This window comes from Komarekiella delphini-convector SJRDD-AB1 (assembly GCF_014831675.1).
Lineage (GTDB): Bacteria > Cyanobacteriota > Cyanobacteriia > Cyanobacteriales > Nostocaceae > Komarekiella.
Genome location: NZ_VJXY01000001.1, coordinates 443,340 through 464,187 on the forward strand (window position 1 = coordinate 443,340; position 20,848 = coordinate 464,187).

Sequence of the window (20,848 nt, forward strand, 5' to 3'; positions counted from 1 at the left end):
GGTAGCTTTTTTGTCAAAAATGTACATATAGGGGTGAAAATCGAAGACAGTATTATTTTTTTCTTAATCCTTCTTCGTTTTTCCTTAATTGTACTTAACTCATGAATGTTTCTCTGACTAAGGATCTATCTGTTTATCAGCTGGTTTTGGGAGTGCAATCGCCTCCTAAAGCATTGTCCCTCAGTCCTGCTACTCTGCTATCACTGGTGAGAGCGCAAATAGACTTACTCATTGAGCAGCAGATTGTAGCCACTTTATGGGTAAAACTACCACCAGAAAAAATTTGGCAATCAGAATTAGCACGTTATCAATCCTTGGTGGGTGCGTCTAGTCTCATCTATGTTTATCAACTCGCGGAGAGTGAAAGAGCACAAGCAGAGGGAGGTAGAGGAGCGGGGGAAGACAAGGGAGAACATTCTACCTCATCTGTTCATCATGTCCGTGTTCAACTACCAGCCAATAGTCAATTGCGGCGGGAAAACTTTTTGATGGTGTTATCGCCACAGTTTTGCAGTTTAGTTTTGGCGCATCGACCACTTAAAAAACGTGAAAATCCCATTTTGGGGAAGGCAAATACTAAAAAAAATCAGCCATTGCTGATTATAACTACTGTTGATGGAAAAATAATTCAACAAGTATTAGATGGGATTCAACAGGCGACTGCGCCAGAGTCATTTCCCATGTTACTTACTGATTTTATTTGCCCAAGTGCGCCTGAACCCGCATTGATGAATCAACTTTTAGCAAAACAGCTCCAGCGATTAGATGAAATTAATCGTCAAATCATGGCAGAACGCACTGCTAAGTTGCAGCAGCAAAATCAAAACCTGCATAATAAAGAGGAACTCAAGGATGAATACCTGAACAATGTGTGTCAAGAACTACGCACACCCCTGACGCACATGAAAACAGCACTCTCTTTGTTGAATTCTCCTAATCTCAAACCGCCGCAGCGACAACGTTATTTACAAATGCTAAATACCCAGTGCGATCGCCAAAATTCTTTGATTACTGGTTTATTGGATTTGGTGCAACTAGAGCGTAATTTGGAGGAGACGACTTTAGAGTCGGTACGTCTCTCAGATATTGTACCTGGGGTAGTCAGTACCTACCAGCCTGTAGCCCAAGAAAAAGGCATCATGCTAGCCTACACAGTACCTACTGAACTGCCTGCTGTTCGGTGTGTAAATGGTGGGCTGAGGCAGATTGTGATAAATCTGCTACATAACAGTATTAAGTTTACGCCCAATGGTGGTCGAGTATGGGTGCGTGCCCGTGTGCATGGCAATTGTGTTCAATTGGAATTCCGCGATACAGGTATCGGTATTGCCGAAAGTGAAATTCCCAAAATTTTTGACCGCTTTTATCGAGTACGTGTGGGAGCAACTGAAGATTATGGTGGCGCGGGGTTGGGGTTAACGATTGTACAGCAGTTGCTATTACGCTGTGGAGGCTCTATTTCTGTAAAAAGTAAGCTATATGAAGGTTCTAGCTTTATAGTACAACTGGCGAGTGTTGGCGACATCCCAAGAGCGATCGCTACAGAACATGAGTGATGTTTATGTGGCTCGTTTTTAAGGCGTTTCCTCAGATTCGGGACATTGAGTGTAAACATCAATAGAAAAATTCATCTGGCCAGCATCAAGATGCACAAAAATTGATTTGCTTTGAAAAAAGCTCTTAAGGATTCGTTTGAGTGAACTAAACTTAAGGCGTCTGATGGCTTTATTCACATCTAGCCATTGTCGTTTTCTTTGATTTGCTTCTGGATAATCTTCACTCACAATTTCAACTGGTAACAAATACATCTTGACTTGATAAATCCTGCCTCGTTTGCGGTACTTATAAGTACCCAGTTCATTTGCATCTACTTGTCCAATAACTCCAGCTTCTTCCCATGCCTCTTTAGCTGCTGAATCAGGTGGACTCATTCCATTAGGAATATCTCCTTTCGGAATTACCCAATGTTGATAGTTCCGAGTTGAAATTAGCAAAATTTCAATTTTGCCATTTCTAAATCTGTAAGGAATTACTCCAGACTGTTCAAACACTTTGCTGACTTTTCGACTCATATAAATTAGAAAGTGTACAACTTAGTTTTTTGTACAATTTTTATTTCAGAAAAGCAATATCTGATACTAAATATTGTTTGGTTAATATCAAGTTATAAAACAGATAATTTTTTTCCGCAGGAGTTATTTTAAAGCATAGAATTTGGTGTTCAGATCCCCGACTTCTTTAAGAAGTCGGGGATCTTGGTGAAACTACAGGTAAAGATTAGATGACATGGTTAATTCTTTAGTATGTATTTGTGAAAAATTTGAACACCAGCTTCTAGCACTCAGAATTTTCAAACATCTGACAATCATAAAAGTGACTGAGTGTAAAAGGGGTCTTCCTTTAGGCTGATTAACAAACACAGTACTTTTTTAAAAAAAATGTTTGCAGTATGAGCTTGGATATTTGTTATGGATGCAATTAACTCAATTTCTTAAGGTTTTGATAGATATACTGAGAAGAAATTGCATTAAAATCTACTTCTTGAGTCTCACTTTTATTAGTATTTTGAAATAGTACTGTAAATGCACCAGCACCTAACCTATCTTGAGGAAACATTCGATAACAAGGCATTGTAGTTAAATGCGACTGATATTTTAATAAATTGCTTACTTGCACTGGCTGAAAGTGAGGAAATCTTTCTAAAAACCATTCACAAACCTGCTCATTTTCCTCAGTCGAATATGTGCAAGTCATATAAGCAAGATAGCCTTGTGGTGAAACAATTTTAGCAGAGTTGGCTATAATCCGTTTCTGCCGATTTGCACTTTTATTAATAGCGGTTGGATGAAAGCACCCAGGAGCTTTTTCACCTTTGGCAAGTAAAGATTGTCCAGTGCAAGGAGCATCTACTATTACTAAATTACTAGAAAATGGAATTAAATCTGCAAATATACTTGAATCTCTATTAACTACAGCACTAGGGCTAATATGACAACGCTTCAAATTAGAAATTAGCATTCCTAGACGTTTACCAATTACTTCATTACTGATGATTAATTCCGGTTGTAAAGCCTTCCAGGCAAAGATACTTTTTCCTCCTGGTGCAGCACACATATCAAAAACTAAACGCACTGACTGAGAAATTGTTAACAAAGTAGCAGCAGCAAATACAGAAGAAAAATCTAAACAATAGAAATATCCTTTTTCATGTAGTGGATGCTGACCAGGTTTTTCTCCTAGATAGAGACGGTCTATAAAATCTGGTTGCCAATGTGTTGGTGTTTCCACCGAAAAAGAGGTAAATTCTGGCTTTTCCTGACACCAAAGAATACTTGGTTGAAAAGGCTGGGGATTCATTAAAGCCTCGACAAATCTTTCTTGATCATCTGGATTTGTAAACAAACGCCGTGAAAGTTTAAGTAATAAATTAGAAGGTTTTTCCATATAGATATATAAATAATTGTGTTGTCTGCGAATGCTAAATAAAACTGTTACACAAGAACAATGTAATTAAGGTACTTGGCTCCATACTGAAAATACAATGACCGCTTTTCAGCTCGCAATTGCCAAATTACCCCACTGCACCGGAGTAGGTCATGATCTTAGATAATTTTCCGCAAAAACTACGCAAAGAGGCACAACTGTGGAGAGATGAAGGACTAATTAGTTCTTCGCTGTATGAGCAAATAGCAGAACGTTATCAATTTAAAAACCTGGAAGCTGCTGCACGCGATCGCTTTGTTGCGATCGTGGTTGCCATAGGCAGCATACTTTTATGCTTAGGCATAATTACTTTTGTCGGAGCAAACTGGCAATCTGGGTCACGAGAAGTCAAGTTTATTTTATTAATGAGCTTGTTTTTCACAATTACTATCACTGGTTTTTACACCTGGAGACAACCTGAAGGAAAAAAACCAGAACAAAGTAAACGCATACTGGGAGAAGGATTGCTAATTTTAGCCGCTTTCATTTTAGGCGCAAATTTCGCCTTGATGGCCCAGATGTTCAATATTAGCGGTACAACTTCCCAACTTTTTTTGGCTTGGGGGTTGGGTGTTTTAGTCATGGCTTACAGTCTGTCCATAAATTCCTTGGGAATTCTGGCAATTATCTTAGTACAAATCGGGTACTGGACGGGACTGGAAGACTTGCTATACTCTTCAGGTGAATCGACTTGGGCGCGGCTAGTGGTGCAGCATATGCCTCTACTGTCATGGCTGCTATTTGTACCATTAGCATATTTTTGTCGATCGCGTTGGATTTTTGGTCTAGCAGCCTTCTGCTTTGCTAGTTCCTTGCAAGCTAACCTTAATCCGCTGCCACTGCTGAATTATGCTGAAGTAGCGCCTTGGGTGGCATCTTTTGCCTTTGCACTGCCACCTGCATTATTCTGGAGTTATGACGACTTGCTATTCCCCAGCATAAATTACAGGTTGTTTCAAATCCTTGCCCGTAATTTAGCGTTGGTGGCTTTTGGGGCTGTCTTTTATGTTCTGTCTTTTCGTTGGAGTTGGGAATCTCCTGATTATGCTTATAATCAGCCAACGAATTTGACAAACTTGTTCGAGTCTCTGCCGATCATCGATTTGGGAATTCTCAGCGGCTTGGCGGTATTTCAATGGTTGTTTCTGATGCGTCAACGAAATAACCCTCCTCGCCGCGAAGTGATTTTCACGACTGCTGTCATTAGTACCTTTATTGCCTTTATTGTTGTAGTACCTTTTTGGCATCAAACTATCAGCCGAATTGATGAACTTGGCATTTTTATTTTCAATGTACTTCTAGTAACATTAGCCTGGGGACTAATTCAAGAAGGGTTGAAATTAAACAACAGAAACTCCTTTTGGGGCGGTATGCTGTTGTTAACGCTGCAAGTTATCAGTCGAATGCTGGAATACGATACTGACTTACTCTTCAAGTCACTCGTCTTTGTCCTATGCGGTTCTGCTTTAATTAGCGCTGGACTCTGGTTTGAACGCCGCAAACCTGCTGCAAGTAAGAAGTAAAGAGTGCTGAGACGCGATTAATCGCGTCTGTACAAGAGTCAAGAGTCATTAGTATTTATTCCTCCTCTGCCCCTCTGCCTCCTTATTTAGATAGAGTTTCTCTGCGTTAGTCCTAATCTTGTTACTTTTGACCTCCGCAATACCCCTTCTTTTTAGGACTACGCTCATGAAAAGTAGCGCTTCTGACTCTAAAAATAAATCGTTGTCTCCTGAAGCGGAATTCTCTGAAAAATTAACTTTTCGGGATTACCTAATTGCATCTGAACAAAAATCGAATAAGCCTTTACCTATTTGGCGGCTAATAGCTCCCTTGCTCATCCAAACGGGTTTAATTATGGCAGTGCCAGCTCAAGCGCTGTACACAGACATGACAGGCAAGACAGTAATTTTGCAAACTGCGCCTGTAAATCCCAACAGTGTACAGCAGGGTAATTCCCTAGCGCTGGATTATAACATATCCCGGACTGCAACTTTGAGAAGATTGCCTGGTTGGGAGACTTTGGTTAGTAAAGGTCGTGGAAGTGGCAGACGATTGCCCGACGGAACCAACATATACGTGATTTTGCAAGAGCAATTTTCGTCTGGTAGTGGTGTTCCTAGAGCTTGGAGGCCAGTACGAGTGACTGGCGATCGCCCCACTTCCCTAAGAGCTAATCAGGCAGCCTTAAAAGGTGTGTACCAGGATGGCTTCGTTAACTATGGTTTAGAAACATATTACATCCCAGAAAACCAACGGCAGCAGATTAACAACGATATCCGACAAGCTCAACGGAATCGAAGAGGACAGCAGCCACCCATAGTGGTGAAAGCTAAAGTCGATCCTCAAGGTAACGCAGTGCCTATCAGTATGTGGGTGCGCGATCGCAACTATCGCTTTTAATCTTCATGCCGTAGACGCCATACTGCACCACAAGCAGCCCCAGCCCCGGCTAACAATCCGGTACTCATTCCTTGTAGAGTCTTTTGAATTGGGTCTTGGGTCAGGCACTCACTCGTAACCTTACTGTCTTGCAAGCAAAGACTGCTTTGTGCCCAACTGGCAGTACCTCCTAAAATTACACCAGTTACACTACAAGAAACAACAAGCAGCAAAAAGCGTCGGGTTTTTCTATCCATAGATGGATGTGTCAAGTATAAGAGTAGTCAACTCTCAACTACTTTACACATCCTCGCTGCTAATGTCAGCTGGTTTCTAGGAGACTAATGTTAATGCGTAAATTCTATCTTAACCTGGGTTCGGGTTAAGCCGACTGAGGCAAAGCCCATTATAAATGGAGTGAGAGCCTCTTGAAAAGAGGAAACCCAAAAAGCAATCTTTGGAATCCCCCGCTATACTTGGTACTCTGAGTTAGCGGTGGGAGAATGTCAACCGGTGCTAAAACCGTGCCTTTTCCTCATGCTGCTTTGGCATCTCTGCGGTTACTGAAATCAGAACCTCAACGAGTTAAAATTTTGTAACAGCGATCGCAACAATTTTTGCAACTAGCTCAAGCACAGGGTTGGAACACTGCCACAAGCCAGAATTCTCCCATCATTCCCATTGTCGTGGGAAATTCTCTAACTTGTATTCAGCTATCTCATGCTCTCTTCCAAGCTGGAATCAACGTTCAACCAATGATTTATCCTGCTGTCGCTAATGATGCTGCACGTCTGCGCTTTTTATCAGTTTGCATACAGAAGCACAAATTAATCAAAATGATCGCAGTTTTAGCAAATGCCAAATTATGTCCGCAGAGAAAGTGGCAATTGAGATTTTACAAGAAATTACCCGTAAAGCTTTTGCAATTACACCAGGACTAGCAATGTCTCTTTTGATGAGGCTGCACAGTCTTTTTGCTCCCCTACTGCAATGGTATTTTGATAGTTTTGTCAAAGAATCACACAAAACTAAAAAACTACGAATTACTAACAAAACTGAATTACCTGGTAACGAAATCAATTTTTATAAATGATCGGGATCAATATTTAATTCTCGCAACCTAGCGGCTAAACGTTCAGCACGCTGTTTTTCCTGTTCAGCACGCTGTTTTTCCTGTTCAGCACGCTGTTTTTCCTGTTCAGCAAATTCTTCTGGTGTCGGTAATAACTGTCCTTGTGCTGTAAAATAGCGTAATTGATTGTTATGCACACCTAAGTATAAATCTAACTGCTGACTCCATAACCAACCTTGGGAGTTCGGTTCTATCGGTTGGTAATTCCCGTCTGCTAGATGAAACCCAGCAAATTCTAAATTATATGGGTCAAACCAAAAATACTCTGGTGTGCGAAATGTATCTTGGTAGATTTGTTTTTTTAAGCCTTTGTCAGTGGCTTTTGTAGAAGACGAAAGTAACTCGACAATGATATTGGGATACTTACCATCTTCTTGCCAGATTACCCAGCTTTTGCGCGGGTGGCGATCGCATCCGTGTACTACAAAAAAGTCAGGCCCACGAAATTCTTCTGATTTCAGTTGACGTTGGCTGTAGTAAATTGTCAAATTTCCCGCCGCATAAAAGTCATTGCGGTTTTGCCACCACAATTCTAAGCATTGTAATAACAGAATAATCTGCCGTAGATGTAAATCGCTTTCCAATGGTGGTTCGTCACTGTATATATCTCCTGGTGGAAATATTATATCTTTTGCTGGTTCTAACTCTTGGGCAACTGACATAATTTGATTGGGGTTAGAGGTGAGATGGGCAGTTGAATAGCTGCGGGTAGATACACAGATGTTATGACTATCATAATCTAGCTGATTATAGTTATTCCCTAGACATTGCTCTATATTAAAAACTGTGCCTCTAAGTTTGCTTTTTGGGATAAGTTTTCCATAATATCAGCTTTAACGTTAACTGCACTTTATTGAATTATGAGTGATAAAAAAAACCTTTTTACTACATATTTTTACATTAAAGACAGGTAGGGAATATCACGCGACTTTACAAGCTTTAAATGCGATCGCCGAACAACAAAAACGATCTTAGGTGTAGCCAATCAATTCTACTTAATATTAGAAGGAGAAGCGGAAATATCTGTGAGCGATCGCCCATTATCTAAGCTGAAACCAGGCGAATCTTTTGGGAATGCACAGTTGATTGATGGGCAAAACTATCCTTTTACGGTTAGAGCCGCAGCCAATACTGACGTTGAAGTTATGACAGCTGATCGAGAAAGTTTTTGTAAGCTGTTATGCATTTAAATTGCACGTTACCTCGATATTAAGGTTGACTGTTAACCGTTAACTGTAAACAGTCAACAGTTAACAACTACAAAGAGTAGTTATGCAATTTAGACGCGCATTCGGAATCTTTGCTAGAGCGGGGATTCACTGCGCGATCGCTCAGTAATACCATTTTTATCACGACTCAGATGTTGAAATCAATGGTGCGATCGCCGATACATCCATACCTGTGACGCTAGCTACCTGTTCGGCCGTCATCCCACCCGCCAGTAAATTTCGTGCCGTTTGTAACAACTGCGCTTCAGCCCTGTCTGCTCGTTGGCGTTCGTGTTCGGCGCGTTGATATTCCTGTTCTTCTGGTGTTAGTAGTAATTCTCCCGCCAAAGTTGCCCAACGTAACCAAGTCGCCTCAATTCCTTTGTAATTTCCCTGCCAACGCTGCAACGCTAACCCCAAGGATTCACTTACCAATTGATTGCGATCGCTGACAACCAGTGGTTGGTAAACTCTTTGTTGGATAGAAAAACCCGCCCAATCATCTGGGTTAAAGGGGTCATACCAGAAATATTCTGGTACACGCATTTGATTTTGATAAATCAGCTTTTTCTCGTTTTTGTCTACGGTGGCTGTACTTTCGGAAAGTAACTCAATCACAACATCCGGTGCTTTTCCTTCTTCCCAAACTACCCAACTTTTGCGTTCACCTTGAGGGACACTCAGCACTACAAAAAAGTCTGGGCCTCTAAAATCTTGGTTTCGTAACTGCGCCAGACTGTAGTAGACAAACATATTCCCACCGACAAACCCGTCTTCTCGTTGTGACAACCAAGGAATTAAGGCATCTATCAGCAAGTCCATCTGTGCTTTATGCCTTGCACTTTCCATTGGAACACCATCATCATAGGGAAGTTCTGCTTGAGTGGGGGGATTTTCAATCAAGGGTGCAGGAAAAGTAGTTTCTGACATGGCTGTTCACGAGTGGGGTAGCCCGCAGCAAATATATATATGGTAATAGAAATCAAGAACGCTGCGGTTTTCTTACTTGCCACTGATATCGACTATTTCATTACTGAATATGAATTGATGCTCTTACTTGTAGTTTATTGAGAGTTTTAACCCGTTCGCTGTCATAGGGATGGAGGCCACTCAGGTTGGCTTTTGCCTCCTGCAATCTTTCTTCCTCAATCTCTACTTGCAAACGTCTGGTTTCAGTTTCGGCTAAGGAAACAGCCCCTTCTTGCAACAGAGTTTTGTACCGTTCATAGTCATTTTTGGCTTTGCGTAGTTCCACTTCCTGACGCGCAATCACAGATATTTATACCTTTACGCCCTCAACTAACTGAGCTTTCATTTCTGTAACTTTCTTTTGTTGGGCTTCAATTTGACCGTTAACAGTTAACAGTTAACAGTCAACAGTTAACAGTCAACTGTCAACATGAAATCCCATCCCCTTTTAGAGGTGGGATGAGCTTAACTTTACCAGGCAACTACTCAATTTTAATGTTGAAAGGCAAACGGGCATAAACTCCCTGTGGATCGTTCATCTTTTGCAGAATCCCAATTTCTTGTTGCAGTTTCTCAAATTCAGCGGTGAGGGGATTGGATTGTTTGAGTTTTGCCCCTTCAAGCCCCAAAGCAGTCTGCACCTCTTCAGTTGCTCGCCCGAAAAAGCGTTCTTCAAAGCTGCTAATTCGCGGGTACTCTTGTAATTCCCAATCATTACCTAGATTCGCCTGTTTAGCAGCGTATTCGATCGCAGCATTCAAACCGCCAATTTCATCCACCAAACCAATTTCTTTAGCCGCTACACCCGACCAAACTCGTCCTTGGGCAATTTCTGCTACTTTTTGTTCTGGCAGTTTCCGACCTTGAGAAACTTTATTCAAAAACATATTGTAAATCCGGTTAACACTGCGCTGGTAAAGCGCCAACTCTTGGGGTGATTTGGGGCGAGAAGCTGTTTGACTATCAGCATAGCGTCCAGTTTTTACCGAATCCCAGGTGATACCATTATCGTTTGCCAGTTTTTGACCATTCAACAGCACTCCAAACACACCAATTGAGCCTGTAATTGTATTTGGTTCGGCAAAAATCCGGTTAGAGTCGCTGGCAATCCAGTAACCACCAGAGGCGGCGACATCACCCATCGATACTACAACTGGTTTTACTTCACGAGTCAGCCGGACTTCTCGCTGCATGATTTCAGCAGCGGTAGCACTTCCACCAGGGCTATTAATCCGTAGAATCACTGCTTTGACATCATTATCTTGTCGCAGTTTGTTGAAGATTTTTGCAAAGCGATCGCCTCCTACTTCCCCAGTTTCACCTCTACCATCGACAATCTCACCCTCAACATAAACAATAGCAATTTTATTTTTCGAGTTGCGTTCTACACCTAACGATTTGCCGGGAACTTGCGCGTAGTTATCCAGGGTAATTTGCCGGAATGTTTTGTCTTCCTTTTTACTAGCTGTCAATTGTTTGAGGTCAGCTACCACTTGATCAATGTATGCTACTTGATCTATCAAACCGCTGGTTTTGGCTTCCGTTGCTTCTAGTACCGCTTGATTATCGGCGATCGCTTGCAACTGTTGGGGGTTAATTTTACGACTTGTTCCCACAGTTGTGCGCCATTCTCCCCAAACATCATCTAACAATTTTTGCGTTTGTTCGCGGTTTTCTGGACTCAGTTTTGTGAGGATTAATGGTTCTACTGCTCCCTTAAATTTCCCTACCCGCACGACTTGAACACCAATACCATACTTTTGCAATGCTCCCGCCAAGAAAATCGGTTGGCTACTCAAACCGTTGACTTCCATTAGTCCCACAGGGTTAAGTACGATGGTATTTGCCACCGAACTCAAATAATATTCCTGCTCACTCCAGTTGCCACCATAAGCTACAATCTTTTTTCCCGCAGTTCGGAATTTCTCCAAGGCTTGACGGACTTCTTTAAGAGATGCATAGCCGACGCTAGTAGCGTCTCTTGTGCGTGTCGCATCTAAATAAATACCAACAATTCGCGGATCACGCCGGGCCTTTTCCAGAGTTTCCAGAACTTTGCGGAGTGTCATCCTTTTATCTTCCACACCTGATAGTGTGTTTTGCAGCACTTCGCTGGAACTGGGTGCGCCATCAGTGATTTTCATCGACAAGTCAAAAACTAGCACTGACTTATCTTTGACTTCTGGGCCAACATTTTTGGAGGAGGTGGCAGCTACAAGTAACAATAGCAGTCCAGTAGTACCCAGACCAGAGAAAATAATCAGTCCTAGTAAACTACCAACTAAGCTAGCAAAAGTTTGTTTAAGAAAATTACGCATTAGTCAAAAGTCAAGAGTCAAAAGGGGCCACTGCTCGACTAGGGTTTCCCGGCAACCGCGCAAGTGGCATTCAACAGTCAAGAATCATTAGACAAATGACAAAGGGAGAAGCCTAAGCGGAGGGAAAAGCCGGAGCGAAGTTTCCTCCGTACCCTTTCAGGGAAGCAAGCTACGCACAGCGTCTCTGAAAGAGACTCTGGACTTTTTAAGATAGACTTCCTCCGCTCAGAACTTCGGGAACAAAGGACAAATGACTAATGACTAACGACCTACTTATCCTATTCTATGCGCTGTAAACTCCCAGAGTGCTTTAACTGATACAAGCTGTTGTTGCCAGTGCAGAATAAAACTGTGGTGATTTCAGCGATTAGTACCTCAGCCAGATCAGAAACGGCTGCTTCTGATACCGCTGCTGCTTTGAGGAAAGGCATTGCCAAACCAGCGATATCTGCCCCAAGAGCGATCGCTACTGCTGCATCTAGTCCATGACGCAATCCCCCCGAAGCAATCAAAGGTATATTAGGGGCGATCGCTCGAATACTCGTAATGCACTCTGCTGTCGGCAAACCCCAATCGGCAAATGTCCTCCCCAAGCGGCGTTGCAGGGCATTTTCTGCTCGCTCGCTTTCCACTTTTGCCCAAGAAGTACCACCCGCACCAGCCACATCAATCGCCGTTACTCCGGCGGCTATGAGTTTATCTGCCATTACCGCTGAGATCCCATTCCCCACTTCCTTGGCAATCACTGGCACTTGTAGCTTATTGCATAAGTTAGCAATTTTGTCCAGTAATCCCCGAAAATTAGTATCGCCTCTGGGTTGAATATATTCTTGCAACGGGTTGAGGTGCAAAATCAATGCATCAGCCTCTACGATATCGACTACCCGCAAACATTCATCTAAACCATACTTGTAGTTAAGTTGCACAGCGCCCAAATTCGCAAACAACAGCACATCAGGAGCATACTTGCGGATAGCAAAAGTATCAGCCACCTGGGGTTTTTCTACTGCTACTCGCTGGGAACCGACACCCATTGCAATTTTGTAGTGTTGTGCGACTTGGGCCAAACGTTGGTTAATTATTCCCGCTTGTTCCGTTCCTCCAGTCATGGAAGAAATTAATAAGGGTGCGCCGAGATGTTTCCCTAGAAAAGTCGTACTGATATCAATATCGTTGTGGTTTAATTCGGGCAAGCAAGAATGGGTGAAACGATAACGCTCCAGTCCATTGGTGATTTCATGGCACTGAACATCTTCTTCCAAGCAGATCCGAATATGATCCGCTTTGCGAGTCTGAGTTTGTGCTGAGATGTTGGTAGGTGCGTTCACGGTTAAGTATTACTCAACGTAGTTCTAATCACTATTTTTACAGTCTCAGGCATGATGTAGTAGGAGATGATAGCGGTTATATTTTAGACGCAATATACGTAAGCTTTAGCCATTACCAAACAAGCAGGCGATCGCTGATATCGCAGGAGGTAGGAGATAGGAGATAGGAGGTAATGGTATTTACGCTTTCAAAATATCGTAATCTATATGCTCTTGGCTATATCTCACTTGCAAATGCTTGAGAGTTTCTTATAAATGTTCAAGCATTTGTTGCAAACGTTTAAGCATTTGTTGCAAAGTTTTAAGCATTTGTTGCAATAACTTATATCTTATTTGCAAACACTTAAGCGTTTTTTATGAATGTTCGAGCATTTGTTGCAAAGTTTTAAGCGTTTATTGCAATAATTTATATTTTATTTACAAATACTTAAGCGTTTCTTATGAATGTTCAAGCATTTGTTGCAAATGTTCAAATATTTATAGGTTGCGTTTGAATTGTGACAACTCCTGTTTTGTTATTTGTTGTGATGACCGCTCATTTAATTTCTAAATTAGCGATCGCATCTCGAAAAGTAGGGAGATTTTTATCTAATGCCAATTCACGAAAATCTTGATACATATAGATTTCTCGTAGATTTTTAAAGTTAAATGATATGAGGTCGGTTGTATTTCAGCAAGCTCACGATTTTGCTAACTAATATTTCTGGCTCCACAGGTTTGGTAATGTGCATCTGAAATCCTGCTTGAATTGCTTTTTGCTGGTCAAGTTCTGCGGCATAAGCAGTAAGCGCGATCGCCCTTACGGTTCCGCCCTGGCTGGCTGGACGCGATCGAATCTGCTGCATCAGCATATAGCCATCCATCTTTGCCATGCCCACATCACTCACCAGCACATCGGGAACGAGTTGATCCAGCGCTTGCAATGCCTCCAAACCAGAGCTAACGGCTGTCACCTTAGCACCGCTCTGTTCCAGCAAAAATGCCTGAAATTCGCGGGTATCGGTATCATCATCCACGAGCAAAATTTGAATGTTGTCTAAAGGCGCTTCTGTATCTGTTTGGGTGCAAGTTGGCTCAGATATGATCGGCGTTGCTTGCTGCATGGCAGGTAATTGCACAATAAAGGTTGCGCCTTGATTCTCTCCCCGACTCTCTGCCCTAACCGTACCCCCGTGCATCTCGACAATTTGCCGCACGATCGCAAGGCCCAGCCCCAATCCCCCAAACTTACGGGTAGTTGATCCATCTTCTTGCCGAAAATACTCAAATACATGGGGCAAGAATTGCGGATTGATGCCCTTGCCCGTATCCATCACCCGAATCTGAGCTAGGCGATCAATCTGCTTGAGTTCAACAATCACTTGTCCACCATTAGGTGTAAACTTGACGGCATTGGTGAGCAAGTTCCACGCCACTTGCTGCAAGCGGGCAGCATCGCCAGAAATAGGAGCGATCGCTGTGTCAAGGTCAAGCTGTAGCTGAATGTTCTTCGCTTGTGCTGCCAACCGCACCGTGTCAACGGCGGCAGAAATTACAAACGCCAAATTGACATGAGCCGCTATTAAGGTTAGCTTGCCCTGCATGATGCGAGAGATGTCGAGTAAGTCTTCGATCAGTTGCGATTGCAGTCTGGCGTTGCGCTCGATGGTTGCCAGTGCTTCAGCTTGACGGGCTGCGTCGAATTTGCCAGATTGCAGCAGGCGTGCCCAGCCTAAGATGGGATTAAGGGGCGATCGCAGTTCATGTGACAGCACAGCTAAAAATTCATCTTTAATGCGATTGGCTTGTTCTGCGGCCTCTCGTGCTGCTTGCTCTTGTTGCAGAAGCTTCTCGCGTTCAGTGATGTCGCGGAAGTAGATAGTAATTCCGTTCGCGGCAGGGTAGGAGTGAACGTCATACCAACGATTGTGGTCAGGATAGAACGAGGTGATTGATGAAGCAACCCGTTCGTTCATCACGCGGCGATGGAGTTGCTCAAACTCGCTTCCAGCAAGTCCCGGAAATGTTTCCCAAAAATCCTTGCCAAGCAATTCGCCCGGAGTGTAGTTGAGTAGCCGTTCTGCCGCTTGATTTACATAAACAAACCGCCAGTCATGATCGAGTGCAAAGAACCCGTCATTAATGCTCTCCAAAATATATCGGCTCTGCTCCTCGCTTTGATGCAAGGCTTGTTCTGCCCGTTTGCGATCATCTTCGACGCGCACGCGTTCGGTAATGTCAACAGCAGCCCCGTAAATCACCTGTTCTTGTGGGTAGGACTGGGCGTTCCAGAGAAACCAGCGGTAGGAGCCGTCTTTGTGCCGATAACGGTTTTCAAACGCAAATGTTTCGTTGTTGGAAAAAAGACTGTCGGCTTCCGAAACGGATTTGCTAATATCGTCCGGGTGAACAAAATCAGTCCAGGGACGGGATATCATTTCGTCCACTGTCCAGCCGAGCGTTCGTTCAAAGGTTGGGCTGACCCATTGGAAATAACCGTTGATGCCAGTGATCACTTGCAAATCCGAACCGACGGCAAGAAACCGTTCGCGTTCCTGTTCAACCCGTTTGCGATCGCTAATGTTGGTAAACAAAATGGCGAACTGGTTGCTTTGGGCTGCACCGATGCAAAAAGCATTGACATCAAACCAACGGTTCAGGACAATTGATTGATTCTCAAACCGAACGGGTTCGCCTGTCCGTACGACTCTGCCATAAATCTCAAACCAATCGGCTTCAAGATTGGGGACAAGTTCCCGCGCCGTTTTACCCGTCGCTTGTTCCAGTCCCGTTAGCTTTTCAAAGACCGAATTAACTTCGAGGAACCGATAATCAATCGGTTTACCGTTCTTGTCAAACAGCATTTCGCAGATGCAAAAGCCTTCGTCGAGCGACTCGAACAACGTACGGTATTTTTCTTCTTCGCGCAGTGCTGCTTTTGCTCGTTTGCGATCGCGGCGTTCTTGGGCTGAGTGCAATGCCTGCTGGACACAGGGCACTAACCGCCCTAACCGTTGCTTGAGTACATAGTCTGTAGCTCCCAGTTTAAGTGCTTCGATCGCCAATTCCTCACCCAAACTGGCAGAGACAAAAATAAACGGAGTCTCAGGACACAGGTTAAGAGCAATTTCTAATGCAGCGATGCCATCAAAATCAGGTAGGGCATAATTTGCCAGAATCAAGTCAAACTTATCGGTTTCTAGTACTGTCACAAAATCAGCGCGAGTGTTCACCCTCAGGAGTTCATAGTCAATGCCGCTACCCGTCAGCATGGCTTGTATTGCCTCTACATCGAGTGGATTGTCTTCGAGCAACAGAAACCGAAATCTTGACATTATTACGTCTCCTGCTAAAAATTAGCTTCACTGGCAAACCATGCTGGTTTGTGCTGATTGGCTTGCTCAGTCATGCCCACTCCTTTCGCTAGTTTAATTTTGGAATGATTGAGATGCCGCCACTGCGTACTTAATCTACTCGATTAGTTATAATCCTTTTTTTCTTTCAAGCATCTTCTAAAATTCCCTTGAAAACTACCATACAGGCTTAACTCGTTACCACTTCAGTGACCGTCACCCTGAACGCGGAAGCTGTCGTTACTAACGAGCACGATTTTTTTCTTAAAATTACGACTTTGTTGCTAAGTAACGCTATTTTGGGAACAAGATACAGAACATACTTAAAAAGTAACTGAGAGCTTAAGTTGACACCAGTGACATCTGCTTACTCACCAAATACACCAACTTAAATCTGTTGAAGATAGTACTTAAACCGCTCCCGGAGTTGTTCAACTGTGAGATTTTGAGTCCAGTACTCGACTAGGGCGTGGCCAAATGCCCAGGCGTTGTGCTCAGGTGAAGTGGAATTTTCTAGCAGCAGCGGCCAGAGGGATAACAACTCAAAGTTGAGTGGGTTAGCGTTGCCAGTATTCAAGAGTGAGAAAAGCTCATACGCAATCTGGAGTTTACCAATCACAACGGGCAACTGTTCCACAGGAATTTGCTCTGCCAGCAGATAGGCTAGCTTTGGGGAACCTGTTGATATCGTAGAAACGAACTGGAGGACGGGACTTTTGAGCAGTGCTGTTAATCCCTGTGTTGTCGCCATCTGAAAGGTATAATGGTCGATGATTTTGGCAGCAGCGACGGTGCGGGCTTCGAGGTTACGCAAAAAGCGGGCAAGACGGAGTTGCTTGGTAGGTGCGATCGCTTCCACTAGTCCCAACGATAGCGCTTCTACTCCCCAAGCGGCTCGACCTGTTTGGGTATCACCTGTAACCACTGGCAGAACTAGATTAGAGAATTTCCTCAGCAATTTGGCGCGATACTCTGTAGCTTCCCGAATGGCAATTTCTTTTGGGCGATCGCCCCACTCCCAATCATAAGGCGGTTGCCACTCACGGATGGGACGCAAACGATCAACTTGGGTAACAATCGCGATCGCAGGTAAATCTGCAACTTCCGCTTTCATATCTTGCAGAAAGTCCACATCCATTTGCAGGGCTGGATCAAGGGCAGGGGTGACGAGCAGCAGCAAATCTGCATTTGTGGCATAATCAAGCACCAGCTTTCGTAAATCAGCGCGGTTGACTTGTTCATAACCAGGTGTATCCCATAGTGTCAGCGTTTCCCCGCCTTGAGTTTGCCACTGGTAATTCTGAATCCGATCAGTACTGGGCAAAACATCAACAGCTGCAAGATCTGCCTGAAATAGCGTATTAATCAAGCTGCTTTTTCCAGACCCCGTGCGCCCCACCAACAAAATATTAACGGGTTTTTGCTCAACCGCCTCAACTGGTTCTGCTTGAGTGAGAATGTCTCGGAGTGTTTGGGTTTTTGCTTTGGGTATCGGTGTGGCAACGGCGGACGCTGAAATCGGCAGTCTGCTACGTCCGTAAAGAGCGATCGCCTGTTGACATAAATTCCGTAAGGCAGCTTCCCGGAGCAACTGGCTCAAATTCACCAATAATTCCTGAGTAGCTCGGTTACTGTAACCTTGACTGGCTTGTTTTGCTACCGCCGCCACAGGATTTAAGAGCCACTGCGCCCAGTTCCAAACTCGCCAGAATTTCCGAGCGGATGGCTCCAACTTCCGGTAGACTTCGTATGCTTGGTATGCTTGTCCAACTGTCACCTGATTCAAGACAGGGGATAACTTTTGCATCCATTGATCGAGATCATCCACCGTTCCTCGAATCAATCCGTAAGCTTGAGGAACGTAAATATTTAGCAGAGGATATTGAACTTCAGGATTATAGATCCGAGCGATCGCCACAACCAAATCCTGACACCGCGTCCAGAAGGTTTGCCAGTCTTCCCAAATTGGGCGATCGCTTTGTGCTGCTTTCACAATCTCTTGCAGGGCGGCTTCTGCTTGCTTTGTGACGTCGCCTCCTGCTGTTGGCATGACTGTATCTTCCGTCGCCGATTCTAGTTCTTCACGGACTTCCGCTAATACAGCTTCTACTTGGTTGACCGCAGGTTGAGTCCATTTCACCAACAGCCAACGCCAGCCCACAAATACAAGAGTGAACACACCCCAGATCCAACTAATACCCCATGCATGGATTTGTGATCCTGCCGATATTAATAAGAAAGTGATGATAAACGCGATCGGGATTGCTAAGACTACCCACTGCCACGGTTTTAATCGTACCATTGCCCCATACCTGCCTTGGTTCAACTTCTTATATTGCTATTGTCGATCTAATACTCTTGTCATGATCTCTGGATTCTTGCGTGTATTAAAGTGTAATAATTTGCTGGTGATAGCTCATACTGGCTGCTTGCTAGTTAATATGACAAGTTGTGGTAAAAGTGGAGATTTGCTTACCTTCACGATAAGATTTACGTGAATAAATCACACATAAATGCTTTGTACGCCTTGAATTATGCTTGTAGACTTTACTGTCGAAAACTACCGCTCAATTAAAGAACCTGTAACCCTAAGTGCAGTTGCTCAAAAAAAAAGCGATCGTCAAACAAGCCAAAGCAGCAAACGCAAACGGGTGAAGTCAGATCATGAAATTGCACCTGGATATCATGTTGAAGGGTGGGACATTGAGCTTTTGCCTGTTCTAGCAATTTTTGGAGCTAATGCATCAGGCAAAAGTAATGTTATCCAAGCCCTGGATTATTTATTGCTCATGATGTCTCATGGCACACAGCAAGCAGTTGCATTCCAGAGAATTTTAAAATATGCAAAACTAGATCCTTTCAAGTTAGATAGCATCTCTGCTCAAAAACCTACAAGATTTGAATTAAGAACTTTGTTTGATAAGAATATTTATACTTATTCATTAGTAATTGATCAAAATCATATAGTATCAGAAAAGTTAGATTATGCTTTAAATACAACTAAGCGGACTCGTCGTTTATTTAATCGCCAATGGGATGAACTTAGTAAAAAATTTATATGGAAAACTGGTGATGATTTTGCTGGTTCCCATAATCAACTCCAAGATAATCTTAGAGAAAATGAGTTATTTATTAATACATTAGGAAAACTAAAAGTAGATGTAATTGAGCCTCTATTACGCTGGTTAATAGTTCGCTGGCTTGGAATTAATTTGGGAAATGAAAAGTACGATATTACCTCGATTACATCACTGCAAGGTACTGATAATCCCATAATAAATGAAATTTTTGAAGAAGCATTGACAATTGTACTAAAATTTGACACAGGATTGTCAAGAATCGATATGGTAAAGAAATATGATGATCCAAGTGACTACAATATATATGCTGTACATAATACCCATGATGGTAATTTAGTCACTTGGCTTTTTGATGAAGAATCTCTTGGAACTCAACGCTTATTTAGTTTAGCATTTCGGATAGTACTAGCTCTGAAAATAGGAGGATTGACAATTGTCGACGAATTAGGCACAAACATTCATCCTAATATTGTAAAAAGTATTATCAGAAGATTTCAAAATCCTAAAACAAATCCCAAACGCGCTCAATTTATTTTAACTAGTCACGATAATACATTACAAAGAAATAACTTATTGCGCCGCGACCAAATTTGGTTCACACAAAAGCGCTCTGATCAAAGCACTGAGTTGTATCCTTTGACAGATTTCCATGTAAGAAATGACTTGGCAATTGATAAAGCTTATTTAGATGGTCGTTTTGGAGCCGTTCCGTTTCTCCCACCCGATGAGGAAATGATTTTACAGGGTGACGAGCAGTGCCAAGAAGTTTAAATCGTCGCCCACCTAGCAGGAATATTGCTCAGAAAATACTAATTGCTTGTGAAGGAAGTAAAACAGAGCCAATTTATTTTAATAGCATCCGCAATGAATTACGTTCGCCAACTTTAAATATTATTGTATTACCTCATCAAAGTAGAACTGATCCACGTAGCATTATTGAAAGACTCATAGAAGAAAGGCAGCAAAGAAAAGATAATCAGCAGTGGAGTAAAGAAGATGAGGCTTGGGCTGTTTTTGATGGAGATGAGCATATTGAAAAAAGTCTGGCAAATTGGCAAAGTGCAATAAATCGAGCTAAAAGCCAAAAGATTAATCTGGCAATTACAAATCCTTGTTTTGAACTTTGGTATCTAATTCACTTTCAAGACCATTTTGCACAAATCACTCGTGATAGTTTGATTAATTTACTCAAAAAACATATAGCTGACTACGACAAATCAATGTGTTTGTATCCGAACCCATTGAAATTATTAACTGAGCAAGCGATTCAACGTGCTGAGAAGATTGTAAAGCAAATAGAACGAAATGAATTAGATGAACACTCCAATCCCTGCTGTCGTGGGTTGCCCAAACTAATTAGTAGTTTATTAACTCTAGAGAGTAGTTAAAGAAGTTTATGTGAATTACTGTAATCATTTTATCTTAATTGTCGTAATTCATCGGGCGGAGCGATCGCGCCCTTGCTTCTCTCAATGCAGTGACAAAAAAAGACATTACCTCGTAGGCAAGATACACAAAGAAATAATTAACCACAGATTAACATAGATAAATCTGTAGCTCATCCAAATGAGAACTGCGATATTTTTACCATTAAGAATAGCTTTTAAGAAATTGCC

General features: G+C 42.7%; 17 protein-coding genes. 7 read left to right on the forward strand and 10 right to left on the reverse strand.

Annotation, left to right across the window (positions count from 1 at the left end):
* Positions 1-101: 101 nt before the first annotated feature.
* Positions 102-1,556: a DICT sensory domain-containing protein gene (locus FNW02_RS01930; protein WP_191755895.1), complete on the forward strand. Its 1,455-nt coding sequence runs from the start codon at positions 102-104 to the stop codon at positions 1,554-1,556.
* A gap of 18 nt (positions 1,557-1,574) precedes the next feature.
* On the opposite strand, the gene FNW02_RS01935 is transcribed toward FNW02_RS01930, so the two are convergent.
* Positions 1,575-2,072: an NUDIX hydrolase gene (locus FNW02_RS01935; protein ID WP_191755896.1), complete on the reverse strand. Its 498-nt coding sequence runs from the start codon at positions 2,070-2,072 to the stop codon at positions 1,575-1,577.
* A gap of 406 nt (positions 2,073-2,478) precedes the next feature.
* Positions 2,479-3,444 (reverse strand): RsmB/NOP family class I SAM-dependent RNA methyltransferase, encoded by a 966-nt coding sequence (locus tag FNW02_RS01940; protein ID WP_191755897.1) that lies wholly within the window; start codon positions 3,442-3,444, stop codon positions 2,479-2,481.
* A gap of 152 nt (positions 3,445-3,596) precedes the next feature.
* Here FNW02_RS01940 and FNW02_RS01945 point away from each other — a divergent pair, with 152 nt between their 5' ends.
* Both FNW02_RS01945 and FNW02_RS01950 read left to right on the forward strand, forming a co-directional pair.
* Positions 3,597-5,006, forward strand: coding sequence for a DUF2157 domain-containing protein (locus tag FNW02_RS01945; protein WP_191755898.1), 1,410 nt, complete (start codon positions 3,597-3,599; stop codon positions 5,004-5,006).
* Between the two features lie 166 nt (positions 5,007-5,172).
* Positions 5,173-5,886 (forward strand): GDYXXLXY domain-containing protein, encoded by a 714-nt coding sequence (locus FNW02_RS01950; protein WP_191755899.1) that lies wholly within the window; start codon positions 5,173-5,175, stop codon positions 5,884-5,886.
* On the opposite strand, the gene FNW02_RS01955 is transcribed toward FNW02_RS01950, so the two are convergent.
* Positions 5,883-6,122, reverse strand: coding sequence for a hypothetical protein (locus FNW02_RS01955; protein ID WP_191755900.1), 240 nt, complete (start codon positions 6,120-6,122; stop codon positions 5,883-5,885). The two genes, FNW02_RS01950 and FNW02_RS01955, sit on opposite strands and share 4 nt — an antisense overlap.
* A gap of 608 nt (positions 6,123-6,730) precedes the next feature.
* Here FNW02_RS01955 and FNW02_RS01965 point away from each other — a divergent pair.
* Positions 6,731-6,958, forward strand: coding sequence for a hypothetical protein (locus tag FNW02_RS01965; RefSeq protein WP_225225341.1), 228 nt, complete (start codon positions 6,731-6,733; stop codon positions 6,956-6,958).
* Here the strand turns inward: FNW02_RS01965 and FNW02_RS01970 are convergent.
* Positions 6,949-7,659, reverse strand: coding sequence for a Uma2 family endonuclease (locus FNW02_RS01970; RefSeq protein WP_191755901.1), 711 nt, complete (start codon positions 7,657-7,659; stop codon positions 6,949-6,951). The genes FNW02_RS01965 and FNW02_RS01970 overlap by 10 nt on opposite strands.
* 306 nt (positions 7,660-7,965) lie before the next feature.
* On the opposite strand from FNW02_RS01970, the gene FNW02_RS01975 reads away from it, so the two are divergent.
* Positions 7,966-8,187, forward strand: coding sequence for a cyclic nucleotide-binding domain-containing protein (locus tag FNW02_RS01975; protein WP_348535356.1), 222 nt, complete (start codon positions 7,966-7,968; stop codon positions 8,185-8,187).
* Between the two features lie 159 nt (positions 8,188-8,346).
* Here the strand turns inward: FNW02_RS01975 and FNW02_RS01980 are convergent, their stop codons facing one another.
* The 6 genes from FNW02_RS01980 to FNW02_RS02005 form a co-directional block, all read right to left on the reverse strand.
* Complete coding sequence (locus tag FNW02_RS01980; RefSeq protein ID WP_191755902.1) at positions 8,347-9,135, reverse strand: Uma2 family endonuclease; 789 nt, start codon at positions 9,133-9,135, stop codon at positions 8,347-8,349.
* 100 nt (positions 9,136-9,235) lie between these two features.
* Positions 9,236-9,478, reverse strand: coding sequence for an efflux RND transporter periplasmic adaptor subunit (locus FNW02_RS01985; RefSeq protein ID WP_225225342.1), 243 nt, complete (start codon positions 9,476-9,478; stop codon positions 9,236-9,238).
* Between the two features lie 178 nt (positions 9,479-9,656).
* Positions 9,657-11,492: a signal peptide peptidase SppA gene (gene sppA, locus FNW02_RS01990; protein WP_191755903.1), complete on the reverse strand. Its 1,836-nt coding sequence runs from the start codon at positions 11,490-11,492 to the stop codon at positions 9,657-9,659.
* 278 nt (positions 11,493-11,770) lie between these two features.
* Entirely contained in the window at positions 11,771-12,820 is a 1,050-nt protein-coding gene (gene fni / locus FNW02_RS01995; protein WP_191755904.1) for a type 2 isopentenyl-diphosphate Delta-isomerase, read from the reverse strand.
* A 644-nt stretch (positions 12,821-13,464) separates the two neighbouring features.
* Positions 13,465-16,134, reverse strand: coding sequence for a PAS domain S-box protein (locus FNW02_RS02000; RefSeq protein ID WP_191755905.1), 2,670 nt, complete (start codon positions 16,132-16,134; stop codon positions 13,465-13,467).
* 406 nt (positions 16,135-16,540) lie between these two features.
* Complete coding sequence (locus tag FNW02_RS02005) at positions 16,541-18,454, reverse strand: GTPase family protein (protein ID WP_191755906.1); 1,914 nt, start codon at positions 18,452-18,454, stop codon at positions 16,541-16,543.
* A gap of 232 nt (positions 18,455-18,686) precedes the next feature.
* Between FNW02_RS02005 and FNW02_RS02010 the strand changes: the two genes are divergently transcribed.
* Positions 18,687-20,003 (forward strand): AAA family ATPase, encoded by a 1,317-nt coding sequence (locus FNW02_RS02010; RefSeq protein WP_191755907.1) that lies wholly within the window; start codon positions 18,687-18,689, stop codon positions 20,001-20,003.
* Complete coding sequence (locus FNW02_RS02015) at positions 19,988-20,620, forward strand: RloB domain-containing protein (RefSeq protein WP_191755908.1); 633 nt, start codon at positions 19,988-19,990, stop codon at positions 20,618-20,620. The genes FNW02_RS02010 and FNW02_RS02015 overlap by 16 nt, the downstream gene beginning before the upstream one ends.
* Positions 20,621-20,848: the final 228 nt, after the last annotated feature.

Excerpts from the sequence above, each read along its gene's own strand:
- FNW02_RS01930 (WP_191755895.1), top strand. The coding sequence starts at position 102 with ATGAATGTTTCTCTGACTAAGGATCTATCTGTTTATCAGCTGGTTTTG.
- FNW02_RS01935 (WP_191755896.1), bottom strand. The coding sequence starts at position 2,072 with ATGAGTCGAAAAGTCAGCAAAGTGTTTGAACAGTCTGGAGTAATTCCT.
- FNW02_RS01940 (WP_191755897.1), bottom strand. The coding sequence starts at position 3,444 with ATGGAAAAACCTTCTAATTTATTACTTAAACTTTCACGGCGTTTGTTT.
- FNW02_RS01945 (WP_191755898.1), top strand. The coding sequence starts at position 3,597 with ATGATCTTAGATAATTTTCCGCAAAAACTACGCAAAGAGGCACAACTG.
- FNW02_RS01950 (WP_191755899.1), top strand. The coding sequence starts at position 5,173 with ATGAAAAGTAGCGCTTCTGACTCTAAAAATAAATCGTTGTCTCCTGAA.
- FNW02_RS01955 (WP_191755900.1), bottom strand. The coding sequence starts at position 6,122 with ATGGATAGAAAAACCCGACGCTTTTTGCTGCTTGTTGTTTCTTGTAGT.
- FNW02_RS01965 (WP_225225341.1), top strand. The coding sequence starts at position 6,731 with ATGTCCGCAGAGAAAGTGGCAATTGAGATTTTACAAGAAATTACCCGT.
- FNW02_RS01970 (WP_191755901.1), bottom strand. The coding sequence starts at position 7,659 with ATGTCAGTTGCCCAAGAGTTAGAACCAGCAAAAGATATAATATTTCCA.
- FNW02_RS01980 (WP_191755902.1), bottom strand. The coding sequence starts at position 9,135 with ATGTCAGAAACTACTTTTCCTGCACCCTTGATTGAAAATCCCCCCACT.
- sppA (WP_191755903.1), bottom strand. The coding sequence starts at position 11,492 with ATGCGTAATTTTCTTAAACAAACTTTTGCTAGCTTAGTTGGTAGTTTA.
- FNW02_RS02000 (WP_191755905.1), bottom strand. The coding sequence starts at position 16,134 with ATGTCAAGATTTCGGTTTCTGTTGCTCGAAGACAATCCACTCGATGTA.
- FNW02_RS02005 (WP_191755906.1), bottom strand. The coding sequence starts at position 18,454 with ATGGTACGATTAAAACCGTGGCAGTGGGTAGTCTTAGCAATCCCGATC.
- FNW02_RS02010 (WP_191755907.1), top strand. The coding sequence starts at position 18,687 with ATGCTTGTAGACTTTACTGTCGAAAACTACCGCTCAATTAAAGAACCT.